Here is a 23,004-nt window from a genome sequence, read left to right as displayed (position 1 = left end):
CAGGTCGTCAGTCTCTTTTACCTACTGCTTTCCGGTTCCTCGACCAGGAACTTCCCACCTATCCCTTGACCAGCGTTGTCGGAGTGAACCACGGCATCTCCCTGCAGCTTCCAACCGACGATCTCGACTCATTCACACCACGTTCCGCGATCTCCTACATTCGCATCTCTACTGCTCGTCAGGCAGATCGCGGAGGCGCGCGGGACGGCTTCTCCATCCCGGCCCAGCGCAATGCGAACCAGCGACACGCATACGGGCTAGGGGCGCTCATCGCCGCTGAGTTCGTTGACCGCTACTACGGAGACGGGATCGCTCGCGATGTGCTTGTGCGGGAGCAGCGGAAGCTGGCTGAGGCGCTGTCCCGGATCGTCGCGGACCAAGAGCGTTTGCGAGAAGACGACGTCCTCCGTTTGCAGCGAGCACGAGACGCGCTCGACCTTCTTGAGGGCGCCCATGCGCGCTACTTCACTGCTGTACCGCACGAGCGGAAGCAGGTGAACAACGCGCTGTTCAGCCGCGTCCTCGTCGGCCCAGCAGGCGAAGAGATCCGCGTCGAGCTTCGGCCTGAGATCGCTGAGATCCTGGGCCTCGATGGCGCGGCGGCGGTGTTCGCATAAGCGACTTTGGGTGGACCTAAAGGGATTCGAACCCCTGACCTCCTGCATGCCATCGCAGAGTTCTCATAGGGCCCTTCGAGGGGTACCTAACGAGATTCGAACCCGCGACCAGAGGTGCCACGATCGCGGGAGCTTATCCATCGGCAAGTTCGGCTGAGGACGCGCACCTCTCAGGCGACCAACACGATTCCAGTCCATTCGTACTCGCCAGGAGGCCGACCATGACTCACTTGGCAAACCAGGGCGCTACCGATCCTTCTGATGTCGATGTGCGCCTCCAGGGACCCATCTCTAAGGACGACGTGGCCGCATACCTTGCGTTCATCACTGAGCGATATCCGCTACTGCGTGAAGCGCTCGACCGCGTCGCCGATGAACTCGTCGAAGAAGGTGTCGACCTTCAACGCCTGTCCAGCGGCGACCTCTCCGCTCGATGATGACCCTCCGGACGACGCCTCAGGAGACTGACCGATAGAAGCCGGTCATTGCCCGTGCCAGTAGTGGCCAGTGACACCCTCCCCACTGAAGCTCACTCATCCTCCGCGAACACCCGATCCAGCATCTCCGCCGTGGCGGGATTCACCATCTCGCTGCGGCGGATGTAGTGCTGGATCGTGATCTTCGGATCAGTATGCCCCAGCAACTCCGCGGCAAGCTCCACGCCGCCCTGCTCGTTGATCGCAGTCGCGACCGTGCGGCGGAACATGTGCGGTGTGATTCCGGTGATGCCGGCGAGGTCGAGTACGTGCCGGAGCTGGCGGCGGACGTTGTTCGTCGTCAGCGGCGTCCCCTCGCGACTGCAGAACAGCAGTGCGTCCAGCGATGAATTCTCCAGCCGGGTCAGTCTGCGCCGCACGGCTTCAGCGGTGAATGACGGGATCGCGACCGTTCGCCTGGACCTCGCCGTCTTCGGATGATCCTGACGCGTCGTCGGCTCACCTCGATGGGAGACGATGGTGCCGGTGATCCGGATCGACGGAGTTGCGCTCGTGACGTCGATGTCTCGGCTTCGGATGGCGAGCACTTCACCGATTCGTGCCGAGGTACCGAGCATGACCTCGATGATCGCGCCGAGCTGCCCGTCCGGCCGAGGCCCCGAGGGCGAGCTGCCGGCCTCCCAGTAGGTGATCGCGGCGCGGATCGCGTTCACCTCGGCGGGAGTGAGCTCGTTCGGGGTCGAGGCGGGCCGGCGCAGCCGGGAGACGTGATCCATCGGGTTCCGAGGCAGCACCTCGTGCCGCACGGCCAGGCCGAGCGCGAGCCGGAGGACCACGCGGGCCTGCTTGGCGCGGCTGTAGCTCTGCTTCGCGAGCTGTTTGAGGAAGTGGTCGCAGCGGGCCACCCCGATCTCCCGCAGAGTCAGATTCTCGAAAACGGGCAGGACGAGCGTCTGCATGTTCCGCTCATAGAGCTGGCGGGTGCGCGTGGAGAGCCGGCCCTCCAGGTCGAGGTCGTCCAACCAGTACGCCACGAGGTCAGGGAACCGGCTGTCCGGGGTGAGCCCCGACGAGGAGGGTTGGAAGAGACTGCGGTCGGCGAGCTTCGCCTTCAACGCCCGCTCCGCGGCCTTGCGGGTCTTGGCGATGGCCTGCACGAGCCGGGTCTTGCCGTCCCAGTCCCGGTAGCGCGCCCGCGCGACGCTCCGCCCGCCGGCGGTGCGCAGGTAGCCGATCTCGCCGAAGGTGCCGATCGTCAGACGCTGGCAGCCCATCGAATCACCTCCCCTCCGAAGACGCAGGCGGGTCGGGGTCGCGTTGCTGCTCGACCCAGGCCCGAACATCGGCCACGGCGAACTTCAGGTGCTTGCCGAAGCGATACGCACGCGGACCCAGGCCCCGGGTCCGCCAGTCGTAGACGGTCGAGACCGGCACACCCAGATAGGCGGCGAGCTCGCCGACGTCGAGCAGCGGCTTCAGGCCCCAGGGGTTGCCCGCCGGGCTGTGATCGGCGTCCATACCGAACAGGTGCGCTGCACTCCCCCACACGAACCGGAGACAACCAAAGCGGTCGACCGGCTACCGGAGCACGACGGCCCGAGAGGGCCGCGAGGGGGCCAAAGTGATGGGTTTTCGATGACCGGATCACGTCTCACCAACTAGAAAGTCCCGGAAACCCTTGAGTTTCCGGGACCTCTCGGTCGGGCTGACAGGATTTGAACCTGCGACCCCTTGTCACTCCGCCCGCCTCGCGACCTCCCCATCACCCCACCGGCGCAAGAAACGTCGCCATCGGATGCCCAGTGTGCGGCGAGCGCTCCACCACGGCCTCCACGCGGTACACAGACCTGAGCAGTTCCGGGGTGACCACCTCTTCCGGACTGCCCTGAGCGACGACGCGTCCGGCATCGACAACACAGAGCGCATCGCAGAAGCGGGCCGCCAGATCGAGATCGTGCAGCGCGGCGATCACCGTCACACCCAGGCCGCGCACCAGCTGCAGCGTCTCGAGCTGGTAGCGCACGTCGAGGTGATTGGTCGGCTCGTCGAGCAGCAGCACATCCGGTTGCTGCGCGAGGGCGCGGGCCAGCTGCGCGCGCTGCCGCTCACCGCCTGAGAGGCTGTGCCAGCGGCGGTGGCGCAGCCGACTCATCCCCGTCAGTTCGAGCGCGGAGTCGACCGCCTCTCTGTCCGCGGAGCGCGGCGCACCGAACGCCCCGCGGAACGGGATGCGCCCGAGGTCGACCGATTCCTCCACGGTGACCTCGGCGTGCGCCTCCGGCGCCTGTTCCACCAGCGCGACGCGTCTGGCGATCGAACGGCGCTCGATCTCCGCCATCGAGACGCCGTCGAGCCGCACGGTCCCACGATGCGCGCCCTGCACTCCCGCCAGGATGCGGATCAGACTGCTCTTGCCCGCACCGTTCGGGCCGAGCAATCCGAGAACGCTGCCCGGCTCGGCGGCGATGGACACGTCGTCAAGGATGGCCGCGCCCGAGGCCGGCCATGTGACTCCGCTCGCCTCGAGGCGAGCCGCGCGGGGGTTGCGTGCGTTCATGCTCGGCGCGCCCTTCGCAGCACGATCGCGAAGGCCGGCGCACCGATCAGCGCGGTGATCACGCCGACGGGAAGCTCGTGCGGCGCGAACGCCGACCGCGCGAACGCGTCCACCCAGATCAGGAACACGGCTCCGCCCAGCGCCGACAGCGGCAGCAGCAGTCGATGCGTGCGCACGCCGAGCAGGCGCACCGTGTGCGGCACCAGAAGCCCGATGAAGCCGATGGCTCCGGATGCCGCAACAGCGGCGGCCGTCATCAGCGCCGCGAGCACCATCAGGATGCCGCGGGAGCGTGCGACGTTGATGCCCACCGATGCCGCAGCGTCCCAGCCGAAGGTGAACGCGTCGAGCGCGGGCGAGAAGAACAGGCAGCACACACCGGCGGCGATGATCACCGCACCGGCCACGAGCAGCGGATCCCATCGGGCGCCTCCGAGCGAGCCCAACAGCCAGTACGTGAAACCGCGGGTCGCATCGGCGTCGGCCGACAGCATCAGCACGAGCGACGACACGGCCGAGAAGAACTGCGAGACGAGCACTCCGGTCAGCACGACGCGCGACGGGTCGGACGCCCTACCGCCGCCGAGCAGCAGGAGCACGATGCCGAACGCGGTCAGAGCTCCGACGAAGGCACCCGCCGACAGCGTCACCGCACCTGCTCCGATGCCGAGCAGCATGGTCGAGACTGCTCCGGCCGACGCCCCTGACGAGACGCCGAGCAGGTACGGCTCGGCGAGCGGATTGCGGGTCACCGCCTGCAGCACCGCACCGGAGACGGAAAGCGCGGCGCCCACGACCGCGGCAAGCAGCACCCGCGGGAGGCGCGACTCCCACACGAGCGCGTCGATCAGTGGCGGAGCCGGATCGCCGGGCACGAACGCCCCCGCGCCGAGGTGCCGCAGCACGATCGCGACGACATCGACCGGGTTGACGCCTGCGGTGCCGATCAGCGTCGCCAGCACGATCGAGAGCACCAGCGCCAGCGCCAGCGCACCGACGAGCCCTGCGGCGCCGAGCCTTCTCACCCGCCGCGGCTCGGCGACCGCCTCCGTCGTCATCCGGGTCGCGCTCACCGTCTGCCGAGCACGACGACGTCGTCGTAGTGCCGCCACACCGTGCCGGCCTCGGCGAAACCGCCGGCGCGCAGAGCCTGCAGATGCAGCTCCAGCGGCGCGTGAGGCGTCGGCGACCGATCCGCGAACCGCCCCTCGCGCACCAGCAGGTGTCGACCGAACGCCGGAACGGCGACGGCTTCCGCCCACCACTCGTCCCACGTCGGCACGCCGTTCGCGTGCGCGGCGTGCTGGGTGCGCTCATCGTCGATGCGTGAGATCTCGGTGAGGAACGGCTGGGCGATCGGGTCGAAGCGCAGGTGGTCGGCGTTCAGGAACACTCCGCCTTCGCGCAGCAGGGCCCCGAGCACTCCGTACAGTCCGACGAGGTGCCCCGGCTCCAGCCAGTGCAGCGCCGTGGACGAGACGGCGGCGTGCACCGGAGTGCGAGGCAGACGAGTCGCCCACTTCGTGTCCGTGAGGTCGGCGTCGACCGGGGCGAAGCGCGACCCGTGCGCGTGGCCCAGCGACGCCGTCGCAATGGAGAGCAGCACCGGATCGAAGTCGACGCCGATCACGCTGACCCCGGGAAAACGGTCGAGCACGCGGCGGGAGAGACTGCCCGGCCCGCACGCCAGATCGACCACGACGAAGCCGGTGCCGTCGCTCTCGACGCCTTCGGTGCTCGCCATCGTATGCGCGAGCACGTCGAGCATGATTTCGAACCGCTCCTCGCGGTGGGTGATGTACGCCGCCTGCTGATCGTCCCAGCGCGCGACGATCCGCTCGACGTCGTCCCTCGCTGCCACGACGTCCGTGCTCTCCGCTGCGCCGCTCATCCGGTGAACCCCAGTTCCACCAGGCCGTCCGCGACGGTCGGAACCGCCTGCACGCTGTGGACCGAGGGATCCATATACTGACCAGGAACCACGATGAAGCGCTTCTCGCGCACGGCCTCCATCTTCGACGTGAGCGGGTCGTTGGTGAGGAACTCGATCTTCTCCTCCGCGGTGTCGCCCGGGTAGCCGCGGGTCAGGTCGGCGAGCACGATCACATCCGGCTCACGCGCGGCGACTTCGTCCCAGCTGACCTCCGGCCACTTGGTGCTCGCGTCGCTGAAGGCGTTCGTCGCCCCGAGCATCTCCGTGACGGTCTGCGGCAGCCCGCCGGGGCCCGCGACCGACGGCGTCGACGACGATGCCGCAGTGGAGTAGAACCAGACCAGTTCAGGCGATCCGGAGATGGCATCGGCCGTGTCCAGCCCGTCTGCCACCGTCGCCTGCTGCTCTGACACGAGATCTTCGCCCTCGGCCGTCACATCGAAGATCTCCGAGATCTGCGCGATCTCGTCGTAGAGCATCTCGAACGTCGCTCCCCCTTCCACGGCCGCGTGATATGTGCAGTCGAACTCCGTAAGGTACGTCGGCACGCCCAGGTCGTGCAGTTCCCCGCGCTCGCCTGCATTCTCGGCGGTGAGGAAGGAGGCGAACGACGAGTACACGAAGTCGGGCTGCGCCTGCAGCAGCGTCTCGTGCTCGAGCAGTCCGTCGGTGAGCAGCGGGATCGACTCGTACTCGTCGACGATGTCATCCGGCACCGGATCCGTCTCGTATGCCGTTCCGACCATCCGGTCGGCCAGACCCAGCCTGACCATGATCTCGGTCGCGGACTGGTTCAGCGAGACGGCCCGTTCCGGTGGACTCTGAACAGTCACGTCCGTGTCGCAGTTGCTGTACTCGAGGGGGTAGTGGCCCCCGGCGGCGGTGGCGGAATCGGCGGTGTCGCTCTGCACCCCGGATGAACAGCCCGCGAGCACCAGTGTCGCGGACGCCACCAACAACCTATTGATAACCATTCTCTTTTTCATTATTGGAATAATACACGCCGCCTCGGCGAACCCCGCGTCTGATGAAACCGTGAGCGGGCCCTTTCTTGCGCGACGAAAGGATCCGCTCACGGTTCGCCTGCCCGTAACACCCCGACACATTCGCCTCGCCGCGGAATGCCGCGCCCGCGCCGCGGGTTAGACATGAACATGTCCACAACCACCACGCCCGCGCGGGCGCAGAAGAAGAAGCGCCCCTTCTACGCGAACTTCGGGTTCCAGGTGATCGCGGCGCTGATCGTCGGCATCGCACTGGGTCTCCTCGCTCGTTCTCTCGGCGCCAACAGCGACGTGTCGAACCCGCTCTCCGAGACGCTCGGCACGATCGGCGGCTCGTACGTCACGATCCTGCGCGCCGCGGTCGTGCCGCTGGTGTTCGCCGCCATCGTCGCGAGCATCTCGAACCTGCGCCGCGTGCAGAACGCCGCGCGCCTGGCCGGGCAGACCATCCTGTGGTTCGCCATCACCGCGGGCATCGCCGTCGCGATCGGCATCACGCTCGGCCTGGTGATCCAGCCGGGCGCCAACGCCGGCGAGGGCCTCGAAGAGGGCACCCCCAGCTCGCAGGGCTCGTGGGTCGGCTTCCTCACCGGCCTGGTTCCGCAGAACTTCCTCGGCCTCGGCGTCAGCGGCGGCCTCGACGAGAACGGCGAGTTCTCCGGCGGCATCAGCTTCAACATCCTGCAGATCATCGTCGTCTCTGTCGTGGTGGGCCTGGCCGCGCTGCGCGCCGGCCGCAAGGCCGAACCGTTCCTGGCCTTCACCGAGTCGCTGCTGAAGGTCATCCAGCGCGTGGTCTGGTGGATCATCCGGATCGCCCCCATCGGCACCCTGGGCCTGATCGGCAACGCCGTGGTCCAGTACGGCTGGGAGAAGCTCACCTCGCTGGTGTGGTTCACCGTCGCCGTCTACGCGGGCCTGGTGCTCGTGCTGTTCGTGGTCTACCCGCTGCTGGCGAAGGCGCACGGCCTGTCCATCCGACAGTTCTTCTCCGGTGTGTGGCCGGCGGTGCAGCTCGGATTCGTGAGCCGCTCGTCGCTGGGCACCCTGCCGCTGACGCAGCGCGTCGCGGAGCGGAACTTCGGCGTGCCGCGCGAGTACGCCTCGTTCGCCGTGCCGTTCGGCTCGACCACCAAGATGGACGGCTGCGCGGCCATCTACCCGGCCATCGCCGCGATCTTCGTCGCGCAGTTCTTCGACATCCAGCTGTCGATCATCCAGTACGCGCTGATCGCCCTGGTGTCGATCGTCGGCTCAGCCGCCACGGCCGGAACCACCGGCGCCACGGTGATGCTCACGCTCACCCTCTCGACCGTCGGCCTGCCGCTCGAGGGCGTCGGCCTGCTGCTCGCGATCGACCCGATCCTCGACATGGGTCGCACCGCCGTGAACGTCGCCGGCCAGGCCTTCGTGCCGACCCTCGTCGCCAAGCGCGAGCGCATCCTCGACCTCGACCTGTACAACGCACCCCGCGAGGGAATGCCGTTCCAAGACGAGGACGACGAGACCCCGGATGCCGCAGCCGAGTCGAGCGCGGAGCTCGAGACGCGCAGCGAAGGCGCCGCAGAGCAGATCACGCGGTAGCCCGTCGCGCGGGTGTCTCTCACGCGGTGGCCGCGTCCCCTCCTGCCAGAGGACGCGGCCACCGCGGTGTTCCACGGGGTCGTCGCCCCGAAGAGCGCCGCCGGTTCGAATGATCCGTTCGCGTCCGGTTCACCCGGACGCGCGCGGCTCGTGCACGTTCCGTTCATCTGCGCGTCTCGGTTCCGCACCTGCAGTCCACGCTGTGTACCTACGGTCTTAGGGTTCTGTCCCCCACCCAAGGATCACCATGCTCCGAACGACACACGCCGGGCGAACCACGCTCGCCGGCGTCGCGGCGGCCACCCTCGCCGGCTCATTGCTCGTCACCCTCCCCGCATCCGCGGCATCCGATGACACCCTCGGTCTGAACCTCACCGGCGGTGACTCCGCGCTGGTCCAGTCAGAGTCACAGCAGATCGCGCCGGGACTCGATCATGTGAACTTCTCGCGCATCGAGTCGGGCGGCTGGGTCACCGGAAACGTCCTCGTCGCCGATCTCACGACCCCGACCCTGTCGATGGATGTCGTCGACTCGGGCGCCGTCTCGACAGCGATGCCCGTGAGCCAGCAGGTCGAAGGCCTCGACGCCGTCGCGGCGATCAACGGCGACTACTTCGATATGAACGCCACGAACGCGCCGATCGGCACGAACGTGACCAGCTCCGGGATCCGCACCGGCAGCGCGGACGCACGCCAGACATTCACCGTGTCGAACGGCGTCGCCGCCGTTCAGGCGCTCACGGCACAGGGCACGATCACCACAGCCGACGGCGTCACCGACATCCGCTCCTTCAACTCACCGTCGATCCCGCGCGACGGCGTGGGCGTATACACGGCCGCCTGGGGCGAGTACACGCTCGACAATCCCGTCGGCGGGCCGTCGAACATCTCCGGCCACCTCGCGCGCGCAACCGTGGTCGACGGCATCGTGACGGCAACGGACGACGCAGCAGGCGCACCCGAGATCCCCGAAGGCGGCCATGTGCTGCTCGGGCGTGAGGAGGGCGCCGACGCGATCGGCGCCCTCCAGATCGGCGACGAGGTCGCCATCGAGGTCGGTCCTTCACAGGACGTCGACATCGCCGTCGCGGGCAGCCAGCGCCTCGTCATCGATGGCGAGAAGGGCACGGCCGACCAGGTCGAGGCCTCGCGCACAGCGATCGGCGTGAACCGCGACGGCACCGAGGTGTACGTCGTCGCGATCGACGGCCGTGCGGCCGACAGCCGCGGACAGACCGTGCAGGAGCTTGCACAGCTCATGATCGACCTCGGCGCGCACAATGCTGTGAACCTCGACGGCGGCGGTTCGACGACGATGCTCGCGCGCCCCGCGGGCTCGTCCGAGCTGGAGCACCTCGCTCGCCCCTCAGACGGCTCAGAGCGTGCGGTCGCGAACTCGCTCGCGTTCTTCTCCTCGGCCGAGCCCGAGATCGAGACCGGTGCGCACCTCGCACCTGCCGTCGACGGCGGGTCGAAGGTCTTCCCCGGCTACGAGCGCACGCTCGCCGCGACGGGGCTGGACGCGAACTTCGGCGCAGTCGCCGCGACCGGATCGTTCGGAGCCGGGCGCGGACTGTCGCTCGTGTCGCAGGACGACGCATCGGCGGTCGTCACGGGCACCGCGCCAGGCAAGGCCACCGCGACGTTCACGAGCGACGCCGGTTCGGTCGCTACAGCATCGCTGCGCGTACTGGGCGATCTCGAACGCATCGAGGGTTCGACAGGGGTCGTGTCGTTCATCGAGCAGGACGAGCAGGCGACGTTCCGCGTGACAGGCTTCGACGGCGACGGCCACGCCGCCCCGATCGAGGCGGCCGACATCACCATCGCCGCTGGCGAGGAGATCACGGTCGAGCAGACCGGCATCGACGCCTTCACTCTGCGACCGACCGTCGCATCAGGCGCCACCACGCTGCGCGTCGACGTCGGCCCGCACCGCTTCGAGGCGGCCGTGACGATCGGCCTGGCCGAGGACATCATCGTCGACTTCGACGACGCCGACGACTGGAGCCACGCGACCGCGCGCGCGACCGGCTCGGTGTCGAGCGCGCCAGGCGAGGGCCCTGAAGGTCAGGACGCCCTGCGCCTCATGCACGACTTCACCACCAGCACGGCGACGCGCGGCTCGTACGCCATCGCACCCGAACCCGTTGAGCTGCCTGGGCAGCCGCGCGCGGTGACCATGTGGATCAACGGTGACGGAACGGGCGCCTGGCCGCGCCTGCAGGTGCGGCCAGCGGGCGGCTCGGCGACCAACATCGACGGCCCGACCATCACCTGGGAGGGATGGCGAAAGGTCACCTTCACAGTGCCCGCAGGCACGGCCTACCCGCTCACCTTCGAACGCATCCGCATCATGGAGACCCGCTCGACCTCCACGTACGACGGCGACCTGCTGTTCTCCGATCTCGGCATCGTCTACGCGCCCGAGGTCGACCAGCCGGCGCCGCTGCCGGTCGACGACCAGGCGGTCATCTCCAACGGCACCGCCGACGCCTATCCGCTGCGCATCGCGACGATGAACGACGCGCAGTTCGTCGCCCGCAACCCGAACAGCCCGATCGTCGAGGCGGCTCGCGAGACGCTGCGAGAGATGACGGCGGCAGAGCCCGATCTCATCGTCATCAACGGTGACTTCACCGACGAGGCCGCACCTGCCGACTTCGCGCTCGCGCAGGAGATCATCGACGAGTCGATCGACGACGCGGTGCCGTACGTGTACGTGCCGGGCAATCACGAGATCATGGGCGGTGAGATCTCGAACTTCGAAGACGCCTTCGGCGACACCCGGACGACGCAGGATCTCAAGGGAACCCGGGTCATCACGCTGAACTCCGCCCCTGGCACCCTCGGCGGGCGCGGCAGCAACGTCGACCAGCTCGCGTTCCTCGACGAGCAGCTCGCGGGCGCGGCAGCCGATCCGAGTATCACTGGCGTCACAGTGTTCTTCCACCATCCGACGCGCGATCACCTCGTCGGCGCGCACAGCCAGCTGTCCGATCGCGTCGAGGCACGGCGGCTCGAGCAGACGTTCGCCGACTTCCGCGCGACGTCTGGCAAGTCCATCGCCGTGCTGAACGGTCACGTCGGCAACTTCGACGCCCGCAGCGACTCGGGCGTGAGCTACGTCACGCTGGGCAACTCGGGCAAGAACCCGTCGGGCCCCGTCGAGCGCGGCGGCTTCACCGGATGGGCCATGGTCGGCATCGACCCGGCCCACGGTGTCGTCGGAGCCGACCCGATCGCGGTCGCCGACCGTACGGCATGGATGCGCACCGAGATCGTCTCGCGCATCGACTCGATCGCCCTCGCCGAGCTGCCCGAATCGCTTCCTGTAGGCGCCACCGCCGACGTCTCGGCAGTCGTGACCCAGGACGACACTCGCGAGGTTCCCGTCGCCTGGCCGATGTCGGCCACCTGGGGCGGCGACGGCGTCGTCGTGGATGACGGAAGCGTCATGGCGGGTTCGGTTCGGGACGGATCGACGGCGGCGTTCGCAGCGGCGTCGGACGTGACAGCGCTGGAAGCGGAGGCCGACGTCGTACGACTCAACTCGGCTACGGGCACGCTGACAGCGGTCGCCCCGGGCACCGCCACCGTGTCGGTCACGGTCAACGGCGTCACGACGACGTCGGAGATCACAGTCCAGGACGACGGATCGGGCGACGACGGATCGGGCGACGACCCTGGAGACGACGGTCCGGATGGCGGCCCCGGAGACGGCGACGCAGGCGACGGAGACTCAAGTGACGGCTCGGACGGAGGCCCGGGAACACCGGGCGCCGACACCGACGCCGGAGACGCTCCGAGCTCGGACACGGGAACTGACACCGACAGCGGCGCAGCGGCGGACGCCAGTGACACTCTGCCAGCGACAGGTTCCGACTTCGGTCGCGCGCTTCTTCCGTTGTCGCTGCTGCTGGCGACGCTGATCGGCGGCGGCATCATCCTGATCCGCCGCGGCAAGGCGGCATAGCAGTCCGCACGCTCACGCCAAGGGGCGGCCCCGCTGACGCGGGGCCGCCCCTTGGCGTGCCTGCTCGGCTGGTTCGGCGCGCAGCGACACGGTGAGGAACCCCACGACCTCGTCGGCGGCCTGCTCCCACGGTACGTCGAAGAGGAGCTCATCGACGGTGAGCATGGCTCACCCCGAGATCGCGCGCGATGGCCCGCAGCGACAGGCCTTCGACACCACGGTCGTCGATCTCTTCGACGGCACGGGAGAGCAGCGCCGCGCGCAGGTCGCCCTGATGGTAGGCGCGTTCGGTCATCCGGCCACGATAGCGTGAAGTAGACGTTGACAACAATCCTGTCAGTGTCTACATTTGCGGGTATGGCATCCATCACACCCCGCACCACGCTCATCACCGGCGCCAGCTCGGGTATCGGTGCCGAGTTCGCCGCGCAGTTCGCCCGCCGCGGCAGCGATGTCGTGCTCGTCGCCCGTCGCGAAGACCGACTGCGCGAGCTCGCCGATCGCCTCACCCGTGAGCACGGCATCCGGGCCGACGTCATCGCGCTCGACCTCGGACAGGACGGCGCGGCCGCCGCACTGCGCGAACGTCTCGACGCCGAGGGCCTGCGCATCGACGGTCTCGTCAACAACGCCGGTTTCGGCATGCACGGCGCCGTGGTCGACAGCGACCCCGCAGGGCTCGAGAGGATGCTGCGGCTCAACATCAACGCACTCGTCGCGCTGACCCGCGAGTTCCTGCCCGACATCCTCGACGCCGGCGGCACACTCGTGAACATCGCCAGCGTCGCCGCCCACCAGCCGCTGCCGACGATGGCCGCCTATGGGGCGAGCAAATCCTTCGTGCTGAACTTCACCGAGGCGCTCGCGTACGAGGCGCGCGGCACGGGTGCGCGGGTGCTGGCCGTGAGCCCCGGGCCGACGCGCACGGAGTTCTTCGACGTGGTCGGCGACGGTGCCGCTGTCGGCGGCTTCCAGACCGCCGAGCAGGTCGTCACCCGCACGATGCGCGCCCTCGACGCACGCTCACGCCCGGCGAGCGTCGTCTCCGGGTGGCGCAACGTCGCCATGACGACGGCGTCCCGGCTCCTCCCCCGCCCCGCCGCCCTCGCGATCGTCGGGCGAGTCGTCCGCTGATCCAGCCGTTGTGAGTGATATCCGTCGCTGCGCGCCCTGTTGTGCCCGCGGAAGTCGCCCACAGACGGCAGGTACGGGCGTGCGTCACTCGTCGCGGAAGCGGACGCGGGTGTCGAGGGCGAGCTCCTCGGCGTCCATCGCGACGAACAGGTCGCGCATGACCTCCTCGCTCACGTTGCCCGCGCGGCACTCGCTCATCAGCACTCGCCTGCGGACCTCGATCCACCCGCGGGAGAGCTCGTCGAACTCGTCGAACGCAGCGCGACGGGCCTTCGCCTTCGCATCACGGCGGGAGGCGCGCTCGGCCTCGACGATCTCGAGCTCGGTGGTCTCGGCCTCACGCTCGGTGCGGTCGGTGTCACGCTGGATCCGGAGCAGCCCGCGCGAGAACTTGTTGAAGTGATCGCGAGCGCCCTCGCCGTGCTCACGGACCCACGCCTCCTGGCGCTCGCGCAGGAAGTCGAGCCCGGCGTCGCGGCTGATCTTGCGCACCCGCTCGACCTCGCGCGCGTCGGTCGCCCGTTCGGCATCCGCCGACACTCCGAGCCCTCGGATGAGCGACGGCAGCGTGAGCCCCTGCAGCAGCAGCGTCCCGACGGTGACGACGAAGGCGACCGCGATGATCACCTCGACGTTGCCGAGCGGCATCTCGCCCCCGGTGAGGTCGGGAAGGGCGGCGGCCATCGCGAGCGTGACGACGCCGCGCATGCCCGCCCACGAGATCACGACGCGCTCGCGCCTCGACAGCGCGGGCTCGAGAACCCGTCGCTTGATCGCCTCCTTGGTGGGTTCCGCACCGCCGTTCCGCGCGCGCATCCGGGACTTCCTCTCCTCCCACGCACGGGCGTACCTGCCGTCCGGATGCTTTCGCCGTTCCTCGGCAGCGTGTTTGAACCGCAGCAGGCGCAGGCGCTGCAGCGCCTGTCCCCACGAGTACGACGCGAAGACGAACAGGGGCCGGATGATCAGGACGGCCGCGAAGACCGCCAGCGCCAGCCAGATGACGACGGAGGAGTGCGACCCGGCGATCTCGTCGAGTACGGTCGGCAGCTGCAGGCCGATGTAGGCGAACACGAAGCTCTCGAGCAGGAAGTCGACGGACTGCCAGATCGGCTTGTCGTGCTGACGGGTCGAATAGTTCGTCTTCGGCGCGTGGTACCCGACGTACAGCCCCATGGCGACGACGGCGAGCACCCCGGAACCGAGGAGATGCTCCGCGAGCGCATATGCTGCGAACGGCATGAGCAGGCCGAATGCGGCACTCAGGACGGTGTCGGACGAGATCATCCTGAGCAGGTGCAGCAGGAGCCCGGCGATGAGGCCGACCCCGACGCCCACCACGACCGCGACGACGAACTCCCACAGCCCCTGCCACACCGTGACCGTGGCGCCCGCGACGATGGCGGCGAACACGCGCACCAGGGTCAGCGAGGTGGCGTCGTTGATGAGGCTCTCTCCGCTCATCACGTTCATCACACGGCGCGGCAGCCCGAGCTTGCGGCCGATCGCGGCGGCCGAGACCGCGTCGGGCGGGCCGACGATCGCACCCAGCAGGAGCGCCCCGGCGAACGTGAGCTGAGGCATGATCAGCCACGCGACCACCCCGACGACCACAGCAGTGACGAGCACGAGGCCGACACCCAGGCGCCGGATGTGCGGCAGCGAGCGGCGGAAGCTCATGAACGATGCGTCGAGGGCGGCCGAGTACAGCAGCGGCGGCAGCGCGAGGTTGAGCAGCAGATGCCCGTCGATCTCGATCTCCGGCACGAACGGGAGAAGCGAAACGGCCAGGGCGACACCGGTCACGAGCAGCGGCGCGGGCCATCCGCGCCATCGCGCGAATCCTCCGACGGCGACGGCCCCGACCAGCACGTAGAACAGTTCCGCACCCATGTGCCGAGAATAGCGGGCCGGATCCTGCACCGGTCCTGGCGCCCACGCCCAGCTGCCGAGATGCGCACATTTCACCGAGATGCGCAGGTTATGACAAGCATCCGGATGATCTGTGCGCAATTCGCTGTGCGAACATCCGGGATGCGGGCATGGTCGGCAGGTCGAGGCCGCGAGAGGCGGCGCGAACGCTAGGAGAACGAGCATTTTCTAGGATGCGAATCGAGGTTTTCGTCCTAGATAATGCTCGATCTCCTAGATTCTGCGGTTTGTAGTCCGCGGGTGGCGAGCCGCGGGAGGGGGCCGCGCACTGCTGCGATATGCGCAGCGGCGGGTCGCTGACCCGGCGCGGACGGCACCGATGCGCTGGGATGATGGAGCGGTGACATCTCCGCGGAACCTCACTCAGCGCGAGCGCGACGTGCTCGCCGCGATGATCGAACGCGGCGAGCGAGACGACGACATCCCGCACGCCCAGGACGCCGCAGAGCGCGAGACGTGGCTCGCTCAGGTCGACGACACGCTGGCGTACGGGTCCTGCGGCTGCAGCGAGTGTCCGTCGATCGAGCTCGGCGACGCATCCGGGCCCGCGACGGACGATGAGCCTCGTGTGGTGCTCAGCGCCTCGACCGACTCTGCGTACCTCATGCTCTTCATCGACGCCGGGAGGCTGAGCTATCTGGAGCTCGCGCCGCTCGACGAGCCCGTCCTCGATTTCCCGCCCGCGGCAGAGCTGTCGTTCTGAGCCCGCCGCGACATCCGGCGCACAACCGTCCCTTCTCGAGTTCAGGGAACCGCCCCGCGCCGAGGTGGTCCGCTTCCGCACCGCACGCTCACGCGGGAATACGCCGCCCTGACCCCGCGTTGCCACTGGGGTGACCGAGACTGCCAGCCCCGCCCTGTCCGTGCTCGACCTGGTGCCGGTGCGCACCGGGCAGACCAGCTCGCAGGCGATCGCCGCGTCGATGACGCTGGCGCGCCGCGCGGACGAGCTCGGGTATCGGCGATACTGGTTCGCCGAGCACCACAACATGCCTGCCGTGGCATCGACGACGCCCGCCGTGCTGATCGCCGCCGCGATCGGCGTGACCGAGCGCATCCGGGTCGGGTCCGGCGGCGTCATGCTGCCGAACCATGCGCCGCTCATCGTGGCCGAGCAGTTCGCAGCGCTCGAGGCGATGGCACCAGGACGCGTCGACCTCGGCATCGGGCGCGCGCCGGGCAGCGACCAGGTGATCTCGCAGCTGCTGCGGCGATCCGGTGCGACGAGCGAGGTCGAGCGCTTCCCCGATCACATCACCGACATCATGGCGCTTGCGAGCCCGGTGGGCGCGACCGTCCGGTTCGTGAACGGCGGCGAGTACAACGTGCACGCGACGCCCGCCGCGAGCAGCAGCCCCGACGTGTGGCTGCTCGGATCGAGCGACTACTCGGCGCAGCTCGCCGCGCAGCTGGGCCTGCCGTACGTGTTCGCGAACCACTTCGCCGGCGACGGCCTCGAGCGTGCGATGGCGCTGTACCGCGACCAGTTCACGGCGAGCGAGGCGCGTCCTGCGCCGCGGAGCTTCGTCACCGCGAATGTGGTCGTCGCGCCGACGGATGAGGAGGCGCACGAGCGGGCGCTGCCGCAGCTGCGCCAGTTCGCCCGGCTGCGCTCGAACAAGCCGATGCGCCCCATCGAGACGATCGACGAGGTGCTCGCGAACCCGTCGGATGCCCTCGAGCAGTCGCTCATCGACCAGAACAAGCAGCGCTGGTTCATCGGCACTCCGGATGCCGTGGCCGGCCAGCTGCGCGAGTTCGGTGCGAAGCACCAGGTCGAGGAGATCATGCTCGGAGCGTCGTCCGGCTCGTACGAGAGCGAGGCGCCGGAGTCGCCGGCCGGGCGCGTGCAGACGCTGGAGCTGCTCGCCGCGGCCATGTGAGGTTGGGGTGCACGTGGGTGCGTTCGTGCCCACGGCGGACCGGTTCACACGATGGCGCGAGAGGCTGCCTCTCCCTCGGAGGGCGACGTCGGCGCGACGAGGCGTTCACGGGCGATCCGGATGAGTTCGGCGGCGTCGGGCGCCGGTCTGCGCGTTTCGCGGCCCGGCAGGTAGAGCACGAGCGTGCTGTCGCTGGGCGGGTCGGTGAGCACGTGCAGCGGGACGGGCTGCTCGGCACGCCAAGCGCCATCGGTGAGCGTGAGCTCGGCGTTGATCTCGGCGAAGCTCACGTGCAGGTCGGGCTCGGGCGGCGCCTCGTTCGCGAAGCGCGGCGCGGCCAGGATCTCGAGGTTGATCCAGGGAACCGCGCCCTGGAACGCGATGTGCCAGCGAGCCTCGGCCGCGGCGTCGACGACGCCGTGCGGAATGAGGCTGACGTCGATCGGAAAGGTTCCGGAAAGTGGGGCGCGCCTGCGCTCGGGCGCACGGTGCAGGGCGAGGTCGCCGGTGGACGGCACGACGCCGGCATCGCTCGGGGATGCGTCGACCGGAGCCGGCTCGGCGCCGGTCGTGACTGCGCCGATGCTGCGGTGCGGGTGCGAGTCGTGGTCATCGAGCCGGCCGAAACGACGTTCGGCGGCCGCGAGGTCGTGCCGCGCAGAGTCGAGAGCCGCCGTATCGGCGAGTGCGACCGACGTAGCGCCCTCGCGCAGCCGGTCGAGGGCGTCGGCGCGTTCGGCCGCGAGCAGACGGGGGTCGAGCGGCGGGACCAGCTTCTCGCGAGAGGCGGGCCACCACGCCTGGCGCCAGCGCGCAAGGGCGACGTCTCGAGCGGCTGTCGCCAGCGGGGTCTGACGCACGAATGCGAGTGCTTCTGCCGATGGGTCGTCCGGTGAGCGGAGCAAGCGGCTGACGGCGTCGCCGAAGACCTCGCTGATCCACGGCAGGGCGCTTGTCGCGTCGGTGACGACGATGCCGAGGTCCGTCTCCGGCGCGGCGACGTCCCACCAGAGCGTGGCGCCCGGCCCCTGCCAGACGGCGAGTCGCCAAGCAGGAGGCATCGCGGCGCCGAAGACCCAGGTCGTCTCCTCCCGGATGACGGGCAGCTCCACCGTGGACAGCGCGGTGTCAGGCGATGAGACATCGCCCGCGATCATCGCTGCGCGCAAGCCGTCGGTTTCTGCCACGGGCCCACACTATCCGCCGCCGTCGACGTCCTTCACCATCGATCTCGGCGTCCGAGGCGTCGCCGCCAGGTGCCCCGGAACCGTCGCCGATGTCCTGATGCAGAACTTGTCCCCGAGGCCCCGGTGCAGAGCGATATCAGATGCTCCGTGACATAGCGGTCGACGTCCTGCGCTCGACTGGGGACAACTGTCGTTCTGCCGAATTGCCCTGTGGATAACCGCATCCGCGGCACGCTGAATCGCTAGCGTGACGACATGCCCACCTTCGATTCGCGAAACCGGCGCCGCAGAATCGCCGCCGCACTCGGCGCGCTGGGAGTGCTCGCCCTCGTGGCCGCGTGCGCCCCCGAGACCGAGCCCGACCCGGAACCGACGGGGTTCGCGACCGAGGAGGAGGCGCTTGAGGCGGCGCGGGAGACGTTCGAAAGTTACGTGGAAGCCACGAACGACGTCGACTTCAGCGATCCCGAATCCGCGGAGCCCGTGTACGCCTGGCTGACCGGCGACGCGCTGGCGTCCGAACGCGAATCAGTCACAACGTCCCACGCCGAGGAGCGTGAACGTTCTGGGACGGCTGTTGTGACGTTGCCTGAGTCCGCTGAAGTAGATCTGGATGTTCCGACTGTGACGCTCAACTCCTGCGTCGATGTTTCTGACGTCGATATCCGCAATGCTTCCGGCGAGTCAGTCGTCTCCGAGGACCGCCTCCCTGTGCAACCGGTTGTCGTGGTCCTGGTGTCATCAGACACCACGCCCACACAACTCGCGATTCAATCGCTCGATGGCAGGGAGGGCGAGCCCAAGTGCGACTCGGCATAGCTATCGCTGTCACCATCGCAAACGGGATTCTCGGCGCACCGACACCCGGGATCTCCCTTTCTGCCGGCTGTCCGATCACCGGCCCAACTGACACGTGCGACGTAAACAACACCGGCACCGATGTCACCATCGACGGCACGCACGACACCACCGTCGACACCCCCGATCCTCCGCCTCCCCCGCCGCCGACCAACGACGGCACCGGCGGTGGTGGCGACGGCACCGGCGGCGACGACACCGACACCGAGGTCGTCTACGACCCCCGGTGCGAGTGGCACCCCGGCGTTCAGCGGCCCGACTTCTGCTTCGACACGGACGACGACACCGAAGACGAAGACGTCGAGGATGATCCGGAGCCGCCGACCGTCGTCACGGCGACGCAGGTGCTGTCGTTCGCGCCGCCGACCCCTTCCGTTGCGAGCGAGCCCGACGGCGTCGCGATCGTCGGCATGCCGATGAATGTCGTGGTGCCCGTCGCCGGCGGCAGCTCGAGCGGCAACCTGCTCGGCTTCCCCGTGACGGTCCACTTCACGCCGGAGCTGCTCGCCCTCGACTACGGCGACGGCACGTCGGTCGAGGTCACCGCAGAGAGCGCGACCTGGGATTCCCTCGGCCAGGCGGAGTTCACCGCCACACCCACCAGCCATGCGTACCAGCAGCGCGGCACCTACACGATCACGGCACGCGTGCTCTCCAGCGCGTACGTCGACTTCGGTCGGTACGGCACCGTGCCTGTCACCGGGCTGGTCACATCTCCCGCGTCCACAACGTCGGTCCGCGCCGTCACCGCCGACACCGCCCTCGTCGACAGAACGTGCGCCGAGAACCCCACGGGCCCCGGATGCTGACCGACTCGCCCGCCGCGTCTACTCCCCCGTGGGCTCACCTGAGAGCAGCCCCCGGATCCAGTCGCGGGCCTCGGCGAACGAGGCGTCGCTGTACCGCTCGGAGTACTGCACGATCTGGCGGTCGGCGCGCGGGTAGGAGCCCAGGAAGATCACCCTGGGGCTGAAGCGCTTGAGGCCCATCAGGGCGTCAGCCATCCGCTCGTCGGTGATGTGCCCATCGGCGTCGATCACGAAGCGGTACCGGCCGAGCTTGTCGCCGATCGGCCGCGACTGCAGAAGGCTCAGATTGATGCCCCTGGTCGCGAACTGCTCCAGCATCTCGACGAGGGCGCCGGCGACTTCCTTCGGCAGCTCGGCGATGAGCGAGGTCTTGTCCGCTCCCGTGGGCTCGGGCGGCGCGCCCGTGCGGGTCACGAGCACGAACCGGGTGACGGCCTCGTGGTTGTCGCCGATGTTCTCGGCGAGCACGTCGACGTCGTAGTGGCCGACCACACCGGGAGCGGCGATCGCCGCCTGCGCCGGGAGCGTGCCGTCGAGCACGCCGATCGCGCTGGCGACGTTGCTGCCCGCCATGACCTGCGTGTGCCCAGGCACGTTCTGCCCCAGCCATTTCAGGCACTGCGCATACGCGACCGGGTGCGCTGCGACATCCGTCACCTGATCGAGCGTGACGCCGCGCGGTGAGACGAGAACGAACGACACCGGCACCAGATACTCGCCCACGATGCGCAGGCCCGGCACATCCGCCAACGCGTCCTGCGCGCTCGACACTCCGCCCTCGACGGTGTTCTCGATCGCGATCATCGCCGCGTCACTGGACCCTGACGCGACATCGCCGAGCGCCTCGCCGACGTTGCTCACCGGCTTCCAATTCTGCCCGCGCGCTTCCGGCACCTGCTCCAGCGCCGACTCCGTGAACGTTCCGGCCGGCCCCAAGTAGCTGTACGTACGCGGGGCGGCAGCTTCGTTCGTCATGCCCAAAAGCGTAGCGCCGCCATCGCCGTCCGCCGCACACAACGCAGTCGATCCGGGCGTCGCCCCCGTGATGGCCGTCGCGAGCGTGCCGAAAGCACGCCCTGATCATCCCGATCTGACTGCGTTGTGCAACCGGCGCCGGACAGCTCCCGACCCGAGGTCAGTGCGCCGACCGCTCCGAACCGACATCCGGCTGCTCCGGAATCGACCTCGAAGAACGGATCGTGACCGATTCGCACACCCGATGCATAACCGAAAGGTAACGATGCCTGGCAGAATATGATCATGAGTCGCGCAGGACAGCCCGCGGAAGCATCCGATCTGACCGACATCGATGAGCTCATCGGTGCGTACTACGACCTTGTTCCCGACCCGCAGTTCGACACGCAGCGCGTCGCCTTCGGCACCAGCGGTCACCGCGGTTCGAGCCTGAAGTCGAGCTTCAACGAGCACCACATCCTCGCGACCACCCAGGCGATCGTCGACTACCGCATGGAGCAGGGCATCGCAGGCCCGCTGTTCCTCGGTCGCGACACCCACGCCCTGTCGCTCCCGGCCCAGCACAGCGCCATCGAGGTGCTGGTCGCCAACGGCGTCGACGTGCGCATCGATTCGCGCGATTCGTACGTGCCGACCCCGGCGCTCAGCCACGCCATCCTCACGTACAACGCCGGCCGCGATACCACCGACCCAGATCGCGCGGACGGCATCGTCGTCACTCCGAGCCACAACCCCCCGAGCGACGGCGGTTTCAAGTACAACCCGCCGCACGGCGGGCCCGCCGACACGGACGCGACCGAATGGATCGCGAACCGCGCCAACGACCTGCTGACCGACGACCTCGAAGCGGTCCGCCGCCTCCGGTTCGCCGATCTCGACCACGATTCCCTCGCCACCTACGACTACCGCGACGTGTACGTGCGCGACCTGGCGAGCATCATCGACGTCGAAGCGATCAAGTCCACCGGCGTGCGCATCGGCGCCGACCCTCTGGGCGGTGCCTCGGTCGAGTACTGGCAGCTGATCAGCGAGGTCTACGGCCTCGACCTGACGGTCGTGAACCCGGATGTCGACCCCACGTGGCGCTTCATGACGCTGGACTGGGATGAGAAGATCCGGATGGACCCGTCGTCGCCGTCCGCGATGGCATCGCTCGTGGCGAGGCGCTCCGAGTTCGACCTGCTCACCGGCAACGACGCCGACGCCGACCGGCATGGCATCGTCACGCCCGACGCCGGGCTGATGAACCCGAACCACTACCTCGCCGTCGCGATCGACTATCTCTACGCCAACCGGCCGGGATGGCGGCTGGACGCGGGCGTCGGCAAGACGCTCGTCTCGTCGATGATCATCGACAGGGTCGCCGCCTCCCTCGGCCGCAGGCTCGTCGAGGTGCCCGTCGGGTTCAAGTGGTTCGTGCCCGGCCTGCTCGACGGCTCGATCGGCTTCGGAGGCGAGGAGTCGGCAGGAGCATCGTTCCTGCGCAAGGACGGCTCCGTGTGGACCACCGACAAGGACGGCATTCTGCTCTGCCTGCTCGCCGCCGAGATCATCGCAGTGACGGGCAAGACGCCGTCGCAGCGGTACCGCGAGCTCGAAGCGGAGCACGGCTCGTCGGCCTACGCGCGCGTCGATGCCCCCGCCACCCCGGAGCAGAAGGCCGCGCTGAAGAAGCTGTCCGCCGACGACGTGACGGCGGATGTGCTCGCGGGAGATGCGATCACCGCGAAGCTCACGCGCGCGCCGGGGAACGATGCGGCCATCGGCGGGCTCAAGGTGCAGACGGCCACGTCGTGGTTCGCGGCCCGTCCTTCCGGCACCGAAGACGTCTACAAGCTCTACGCCGAGAGCCTCGAGGGCCCTGAGCACCTGCACCAGGTGCAGCTCGAAGCCAAGGACGTCATCGATCAGGTGCTCGGCGCCTGACCTGACTCACCCGCGCCGAAGCGCGATCCTCCTGCTGCTGCTTCTTCGCGGCCGTCACGCCAACAGCGCCGCCGTCTCCGCACGATGGGCACGACTGCCCCGACCGCCCCGACCGCCCCGGATGATCAGGCACGAGCGACTCCGCTGCTGCACGGACCGCTCGCGAGATGCGCACCTTTTCGACATCCGGGC

Annotated in this window: 21 protein-coding genes; 10 read left to right on the top strand and 11 right to left on the bottom strand. The window is 68.7% G+C overall.

The window, feature by feature from the left end; all coding sequences use genetic code 11:
* Positions 1-83 precede the first annotated feature (83 nt).
* Both DZG09_RS04735 and DZG09_RS16520 read left to right on the top strand, forming a co-directional pair.
* Entirely contained in the window at positions 84-617 is a 534-nt protein-coding gene (locus DZG09_RS04735; protein WP_119696514.1) for a serine integrase family protein, read from the top strand.
* A 221-nt stretch (positions 618-838) separates the two neighbouring features.
* Positions 839-1,054: a hypothetical protein gene (locus DZG09_RS16520; protein ID WP_162893158.1), complete on the top strand. Its 216-nt coding sequence runs from the start codon at positions 839-841 to the stop codon at positions 1,052-1,054.
* Positions 1,055-1,146: 92 nt separating this feature from the next.
* Here DZG09_RS16520 and DZG09_RS04730 read toward each other — a convergent pair whose 3' ends face one another.
* The 6 genes from DZG09_RS04730 to DZG09_RS04705 all read right to left on the bottom strand — a co-directional run bounded on the left by DZG09_RS04730 (position 1,147) and on the right by DZG09_RS04705 (position 6,497).
* Complete coding sequence (locus tag DZG09_RS04730) at positions 1,147-2,328, bottom strand: tyrosine-type recombinase/integrase (protein ID WP_119696513.1); 1,182 nt, start codon at positions 2,326-2,328, stop codon at positions 1,147-1,149.
* A 4-nt stretch (positions 2,329-2,332) separates the two neighbouring features.
* The gene (locus DZG09_RS04725) at positions 2,333-2,602 is read right to left on the bottom strand and encodes a helix-turn-helix domain-containing protein (RefSeq protein ID WP_240423700.1); all 270 of its coding nucleotides are present in this window, start codon (positions 2,600-2,602) and stop codon (positions 2,333-2,335) included.
* A 214-nt stretch (positions 2,603-2,816) separates the two neighbouring features.
* Positions 2,817-3,611 carry an ABC transporter ATP-binding protein gene (locus DZG09_RS04720; RefSeq protein ID WP_119696511.1) on the bottom strand — a complete coding sequence of 265 codons (795 nt, stop codon included), beginning with the start codon at positions 3,609-3,611 and terminating at the stop codon, positions 2,817-2,819.
* On the bottom strand, positions 3,608-4,669 hold the full coding sequence (locus DZG09_RS04715) for a FecCD family ABC transporter permease (protein ID WP_119696510.1): 1,062 nt from the start codon (positions 4,667-4,669) through the stop codon (positions 3,608-3,610). The genes DZG09_RS04720 and DZG09_RS04715 overlap by 4 nt, the downstream gene beginning before the upstream one ends.
* An 11-nt stretch (positions 4,670-4,680) precedes the next feature.
* Positions 4,681-5,502: a class I SAM-dependent methyltransferase gene (locus DZG09_RS04710; protein ID WP_119696509.1), complete on the bottom strand. Its 822-nt coding sequence runs from the start codon at positions 5,500-5,502 to the stop codon at positions 4,681-4,683.
* The gene (locus DZG09_RS04705; protein WP_205529061.1) at positions 5,499-6,497 is read right to left on the bottom strand and encodes an ABC transporter substrate-binding protein; all 999 of its coding nucleotides are present in this window, start codon (positions 6,495-6,497) and stop codon (positions 5,499-5,501) included. Before DZG09_RS04705 ends, DZG09_RS04710 begins: the two co-directional genes overlap by 4 nt.
* 201 nt (positions 6,498-6,698) lie before the next feature.
* Here DZG09_RS04705 and DZG09_RS04700 point away from each other — a divergent pair, with 201 nt between their 5' ends.
* Positions 6,699-8,132, top strand: a complete 1,434-nt coding sequence (locus DZG09_RS04700) for a dicarboxylate/amino acid:cation symporter (RefSeq protein WP_205529060.1) — start codon at positions 6,699-6,701, stop codon at positions 8,130-8,132.
* A gap of 247 nt (positions 8,133-8,379) precedes the next feature.
* The gene (locus DZG09_RS04695; RefSeq protein WP_119696506.1) at positions 8,380-12,108 is read left to right on the top strand and encodes a phosphodiester glycosidase family protein; all 3,729 of its coding nucleotides are present in this window, start codon (positions 8,380-8,382) and stop codon (positions 12,106-12,108) included.
* A 12-nt stretch (positions 12,109-12,120) separates the two neighbouring features.
* On the opposite strand, the gene DZG09_RS16515 is transcribed toward DZG09_RS04695, so the two are convergent.
* Together DZG09_RS16515 and DZG09_RS04690 are read right to left on the bottom strand one after the other, a co-directional pair.
* Positions 12,121-12,273 carry a hypothetical protein gene (locus tag DZG09_RS16515; RefSeq protein WP_162893157.1) on the bottom strand — a complete coding sequence of 51 codons (153 nt, stop codon included), beginning with the start codon at positions 12,271-12,273 and terminating at the stop codon, positions 12,121-12,123.
* Positions 12,257-12,403: a TetR family transcriptional regulator gene (locus DZG09_RS04690; RefSeq protein ID WP_119696505.1), complete on the bottom strand. Its 147-nt coding sequence runs from the start codon at positions 12,401-12,403 to the stop codon at positions 12,257-12,259. The genes DZG09_RS16515 and DZG09_RS04690 overlap by 17 nt, the downstream gene beginning before the upstream one ends.
* A 62-nt stretch (positions 12,404-12,465) precedes the next feature.
* Here DZG09_RS04690 and DZG09_RS04685 point away from each other — a divergent pair, with 62 nt between their 5' ends.
* The gene (locus DZG09_RS04685) at positions 12,466-13,242 is read left to right on the top strand and encodes an SDR family NAD(P)-dependent oxidoreductase (RefSeq protein ID WP_119696504.1); all 777 of its coding nucleotides are present in this window, start codon (positions 12,466-12,468) and stop codon (positions 13,240-13,242) included.
* 84 nt (positions 13,243-13,326) lie between these two features.
* Here the strand turns inward: DZG09_RS04685 and DZG09_RS04680 are convergent, their stop codons facing one another.
* Positions 13,327-15,135: a cation:proton antiporter gene (locus tag DZG09_RS04680; protein ID WP_119696503.1), complete on the bottom strand. Its 1,809-nt coding sequence runs from the start codon at positions 15,133-15,135 to the stop codon at positions 13,327-13,329.
* 379 nt (positions 15,136-15,514) lie between these two features.
* Between DZG09_RS04680 and DZG09_RS04675 the strand changes: the two genes are divergently transcribed.
* Entirely contained in the window at positions 15,515-15,877 is a 363-nt protein-coding gene (locus tag DZG09_RS04675; RefSeq protein WP_119696502.1) for a hypothetical protein, read from the top strand.
* 130 nt (positions 15,878-16,007) lie between these two features.
* Positions 16,008-17,057, top strand: a complete 1,050-nt coding sequence (locus DZG09_RS04670) for an LLM class flavin-dependent oxidoreductase (protein ID WP_119696501.1) — start codon at positions 16,008-16,010, stop codon at positions 17,055-17,057.
* 44 nt (positions 17,058-17,101) lie between these two features.
* On the opposite strand, the gene DZG09_RS04665 is transcribed toward DZG09_RS04670, so the two are convergent.
* A complete protein-coding gene (locus DZG09_RS04665; RefSeq protein ID WP_119696500.1) occupies positions 17,102-18,244 on the bottom strand; it encodes a hypothetical protein in 1,143 nt (380 codons plus the stop codon).
* 318 nt (positions 18,245-18,562) lie between these two features.
* Here DZG09_RS04665 and DZG09_RS04660 point away from each other — a divergent pair, with 318 nt between their 5' ends.
* Together DZG09_RS04660 and DZG09_RS04655 are read left to right on the top strand one after the other, a co-directional pair.
* Positions 18,563-19,063: a hypothetical protein gene (locus DZG09_RS04660; RefSeq protein ID WP_162893156.1), complete on the top strand. Its 501-nt coding sequence runs from the start codon at positions 18,563-18,565 to the stop codon at positions 19,061-19,063.
* Positions 19,048-19,911: a hypothetical protein gene (locus DZG09_RS04655; protein ID WP_119696498.1), complete on the top strand. Its 864-nt coding sequence runs from the start codon at positions 19,048-19,050 to the stop codon at positions 19,909-19,911. The genes DZG09_RS04660 and DZG09_RS04655 overlap by 16 nt, the downstream gene beginning before the upstream one ends.
* An 18-nt stretch (positions 19,912-19,929) precedes the next feature.
* Here DZG09_RS04655 and pheA read toward each other — a convergent pair whose 3' ends face one another.
* A complete protein-coding gene (gene pheA / locus DZG09_RS04650) occupies positions 19,930-20,886 on the bottom strand; it encodes a prephenate dehydratase (protein ID WP_119696497.1) in 957 nt (318 codons plus the stop codon).
* 285 nt (positions 20,887-21,171) lie between these two features.
* Here pheA and pgm point away from each other — a divergent pair, with 285 nt between their 5' ends.
* On the top strand, positions 21,172-22,812 hold the full coding sequence (pgm, locus tag DZG09_RS04645; protein WP_119697396.1) for a phosphoglucomutase (alpha-D-glucose-1,6-bisphosphate-dependent): 1,641 nt from the start codon (positions 21,172-21,174) through the stop codon (positions 22,810-22,812).
* Positions 22,813-23,004 lie beyond the last annotated feature (192 nt).

Source organism: Microbacterium halotolerans, from assembly GCF_003569805.1.
Lineage (GTDB): Bacteria > Actinomycetota > Actinomycetes > Actinomycetales > Microbacteriaceae > Microbacterium > Microbacterium halotolerans.
The sequence above is the reverse complement of the archived record's forward strand: the minus strand, read 5'-3'. Positions and strand labels throughout refer to the sequence as shown.

Excerpts from the sequence above, each read along its gene's own strand:
- DZG09_RS04690 (WP_119696505.1), bottom strand. The coding sequence starts at position 12,403 with ATGACCGAACGCGCCTACCATCAGGGCGACCTGCGCGCGGCGCTGCTC.
- pheA (WP_119696497.1), bottom strand. The coding sequence starts at position 20,886 with ATGACGAACGAAGCTGCCGCCCCGCGTACGTACAGCTACTTGGGGCCG.
- DZG09_RS04710 (WP_119696509.1), bottom strand. The coding sequence starts at position 5,502 with ATGAGCGGCGCAGCGGAGAGCACGGACGTCGTGGCAGCGAGGGACGAC.
- DZG09_RS04680 (WP_119696503.1), bottom strand. The coding sequence starts at position 15,135 with ATGGGTGCGGAACTGTTCTACGTGCTGGTCGGGGCCGTCGCCGTCGGA.
- DZG09_RS04695 (WP_119696506.1), top strand. The coding sequence starts at position 8,380 with ATGCTCCGAACGACACACGCCGGGCGAACCACGCTCGCCGGCGTCGCG.
- DZG09_RS04700 (WP_205529060.1), top strand. The coding sequence starts at position 6,699 with ATGTCCACAACCACCACGCCCGCGCGGGCGCAGAAGAAGAAGCGCCCC.
- DZG09_RS04715 (WP_119696510.1), bottom strand. The coding sequence starts at position 4,669 with ATGACGACGGAGGCGGTCGCCGAGCCGCGGCGGGTGAGAAGGCTCGGC.
- DZG09_RS16515 (WP_162893157.1), bottom strand. The coding sequence starts at position 12,273 with ATGCTCACCGTCGATGAGCTCCTCTTCGACGTACCGTGGGAGCAGGCC.
- pgm (WP_119697396.1), top strand. The coding sequence starts at position 21,172 with ATGAGTCGCGCAGGACAGCCCGCGGAAGCATCCGATCTGACCGACATC.
- DZG09_RS16520 (WP_162893158.1), top strand. The coding sequence starts at position 839 with ATGACTCACTTGGCAAACCAGGGCGCTACCGATCCTTCTGATGTCGAT.
- DZG09_RS04685 (WP_119696504.1), top strand. The coding sequence starts at position 12,466 with ATGGCATCCATCACACCCCGCACCACGCTCATCACCGGCGCCAGCTCG.
- DZG09_RS04730 (WP_119696513.1), bottom strand. The coding sequence starts at position 2,328 with ATGGGCTGCCAGCGTCTGACGATCGGCACCTTCGGCGAGATCGGCTAC.
- DZG09_RS04720 (WP_119696511.1), bottom strand. The coding sequence starts at position 3,611 with ATGAACGCACGCAACCCCCGCGCGGCTCGCCTCGAGGCGAGCGGAGTC.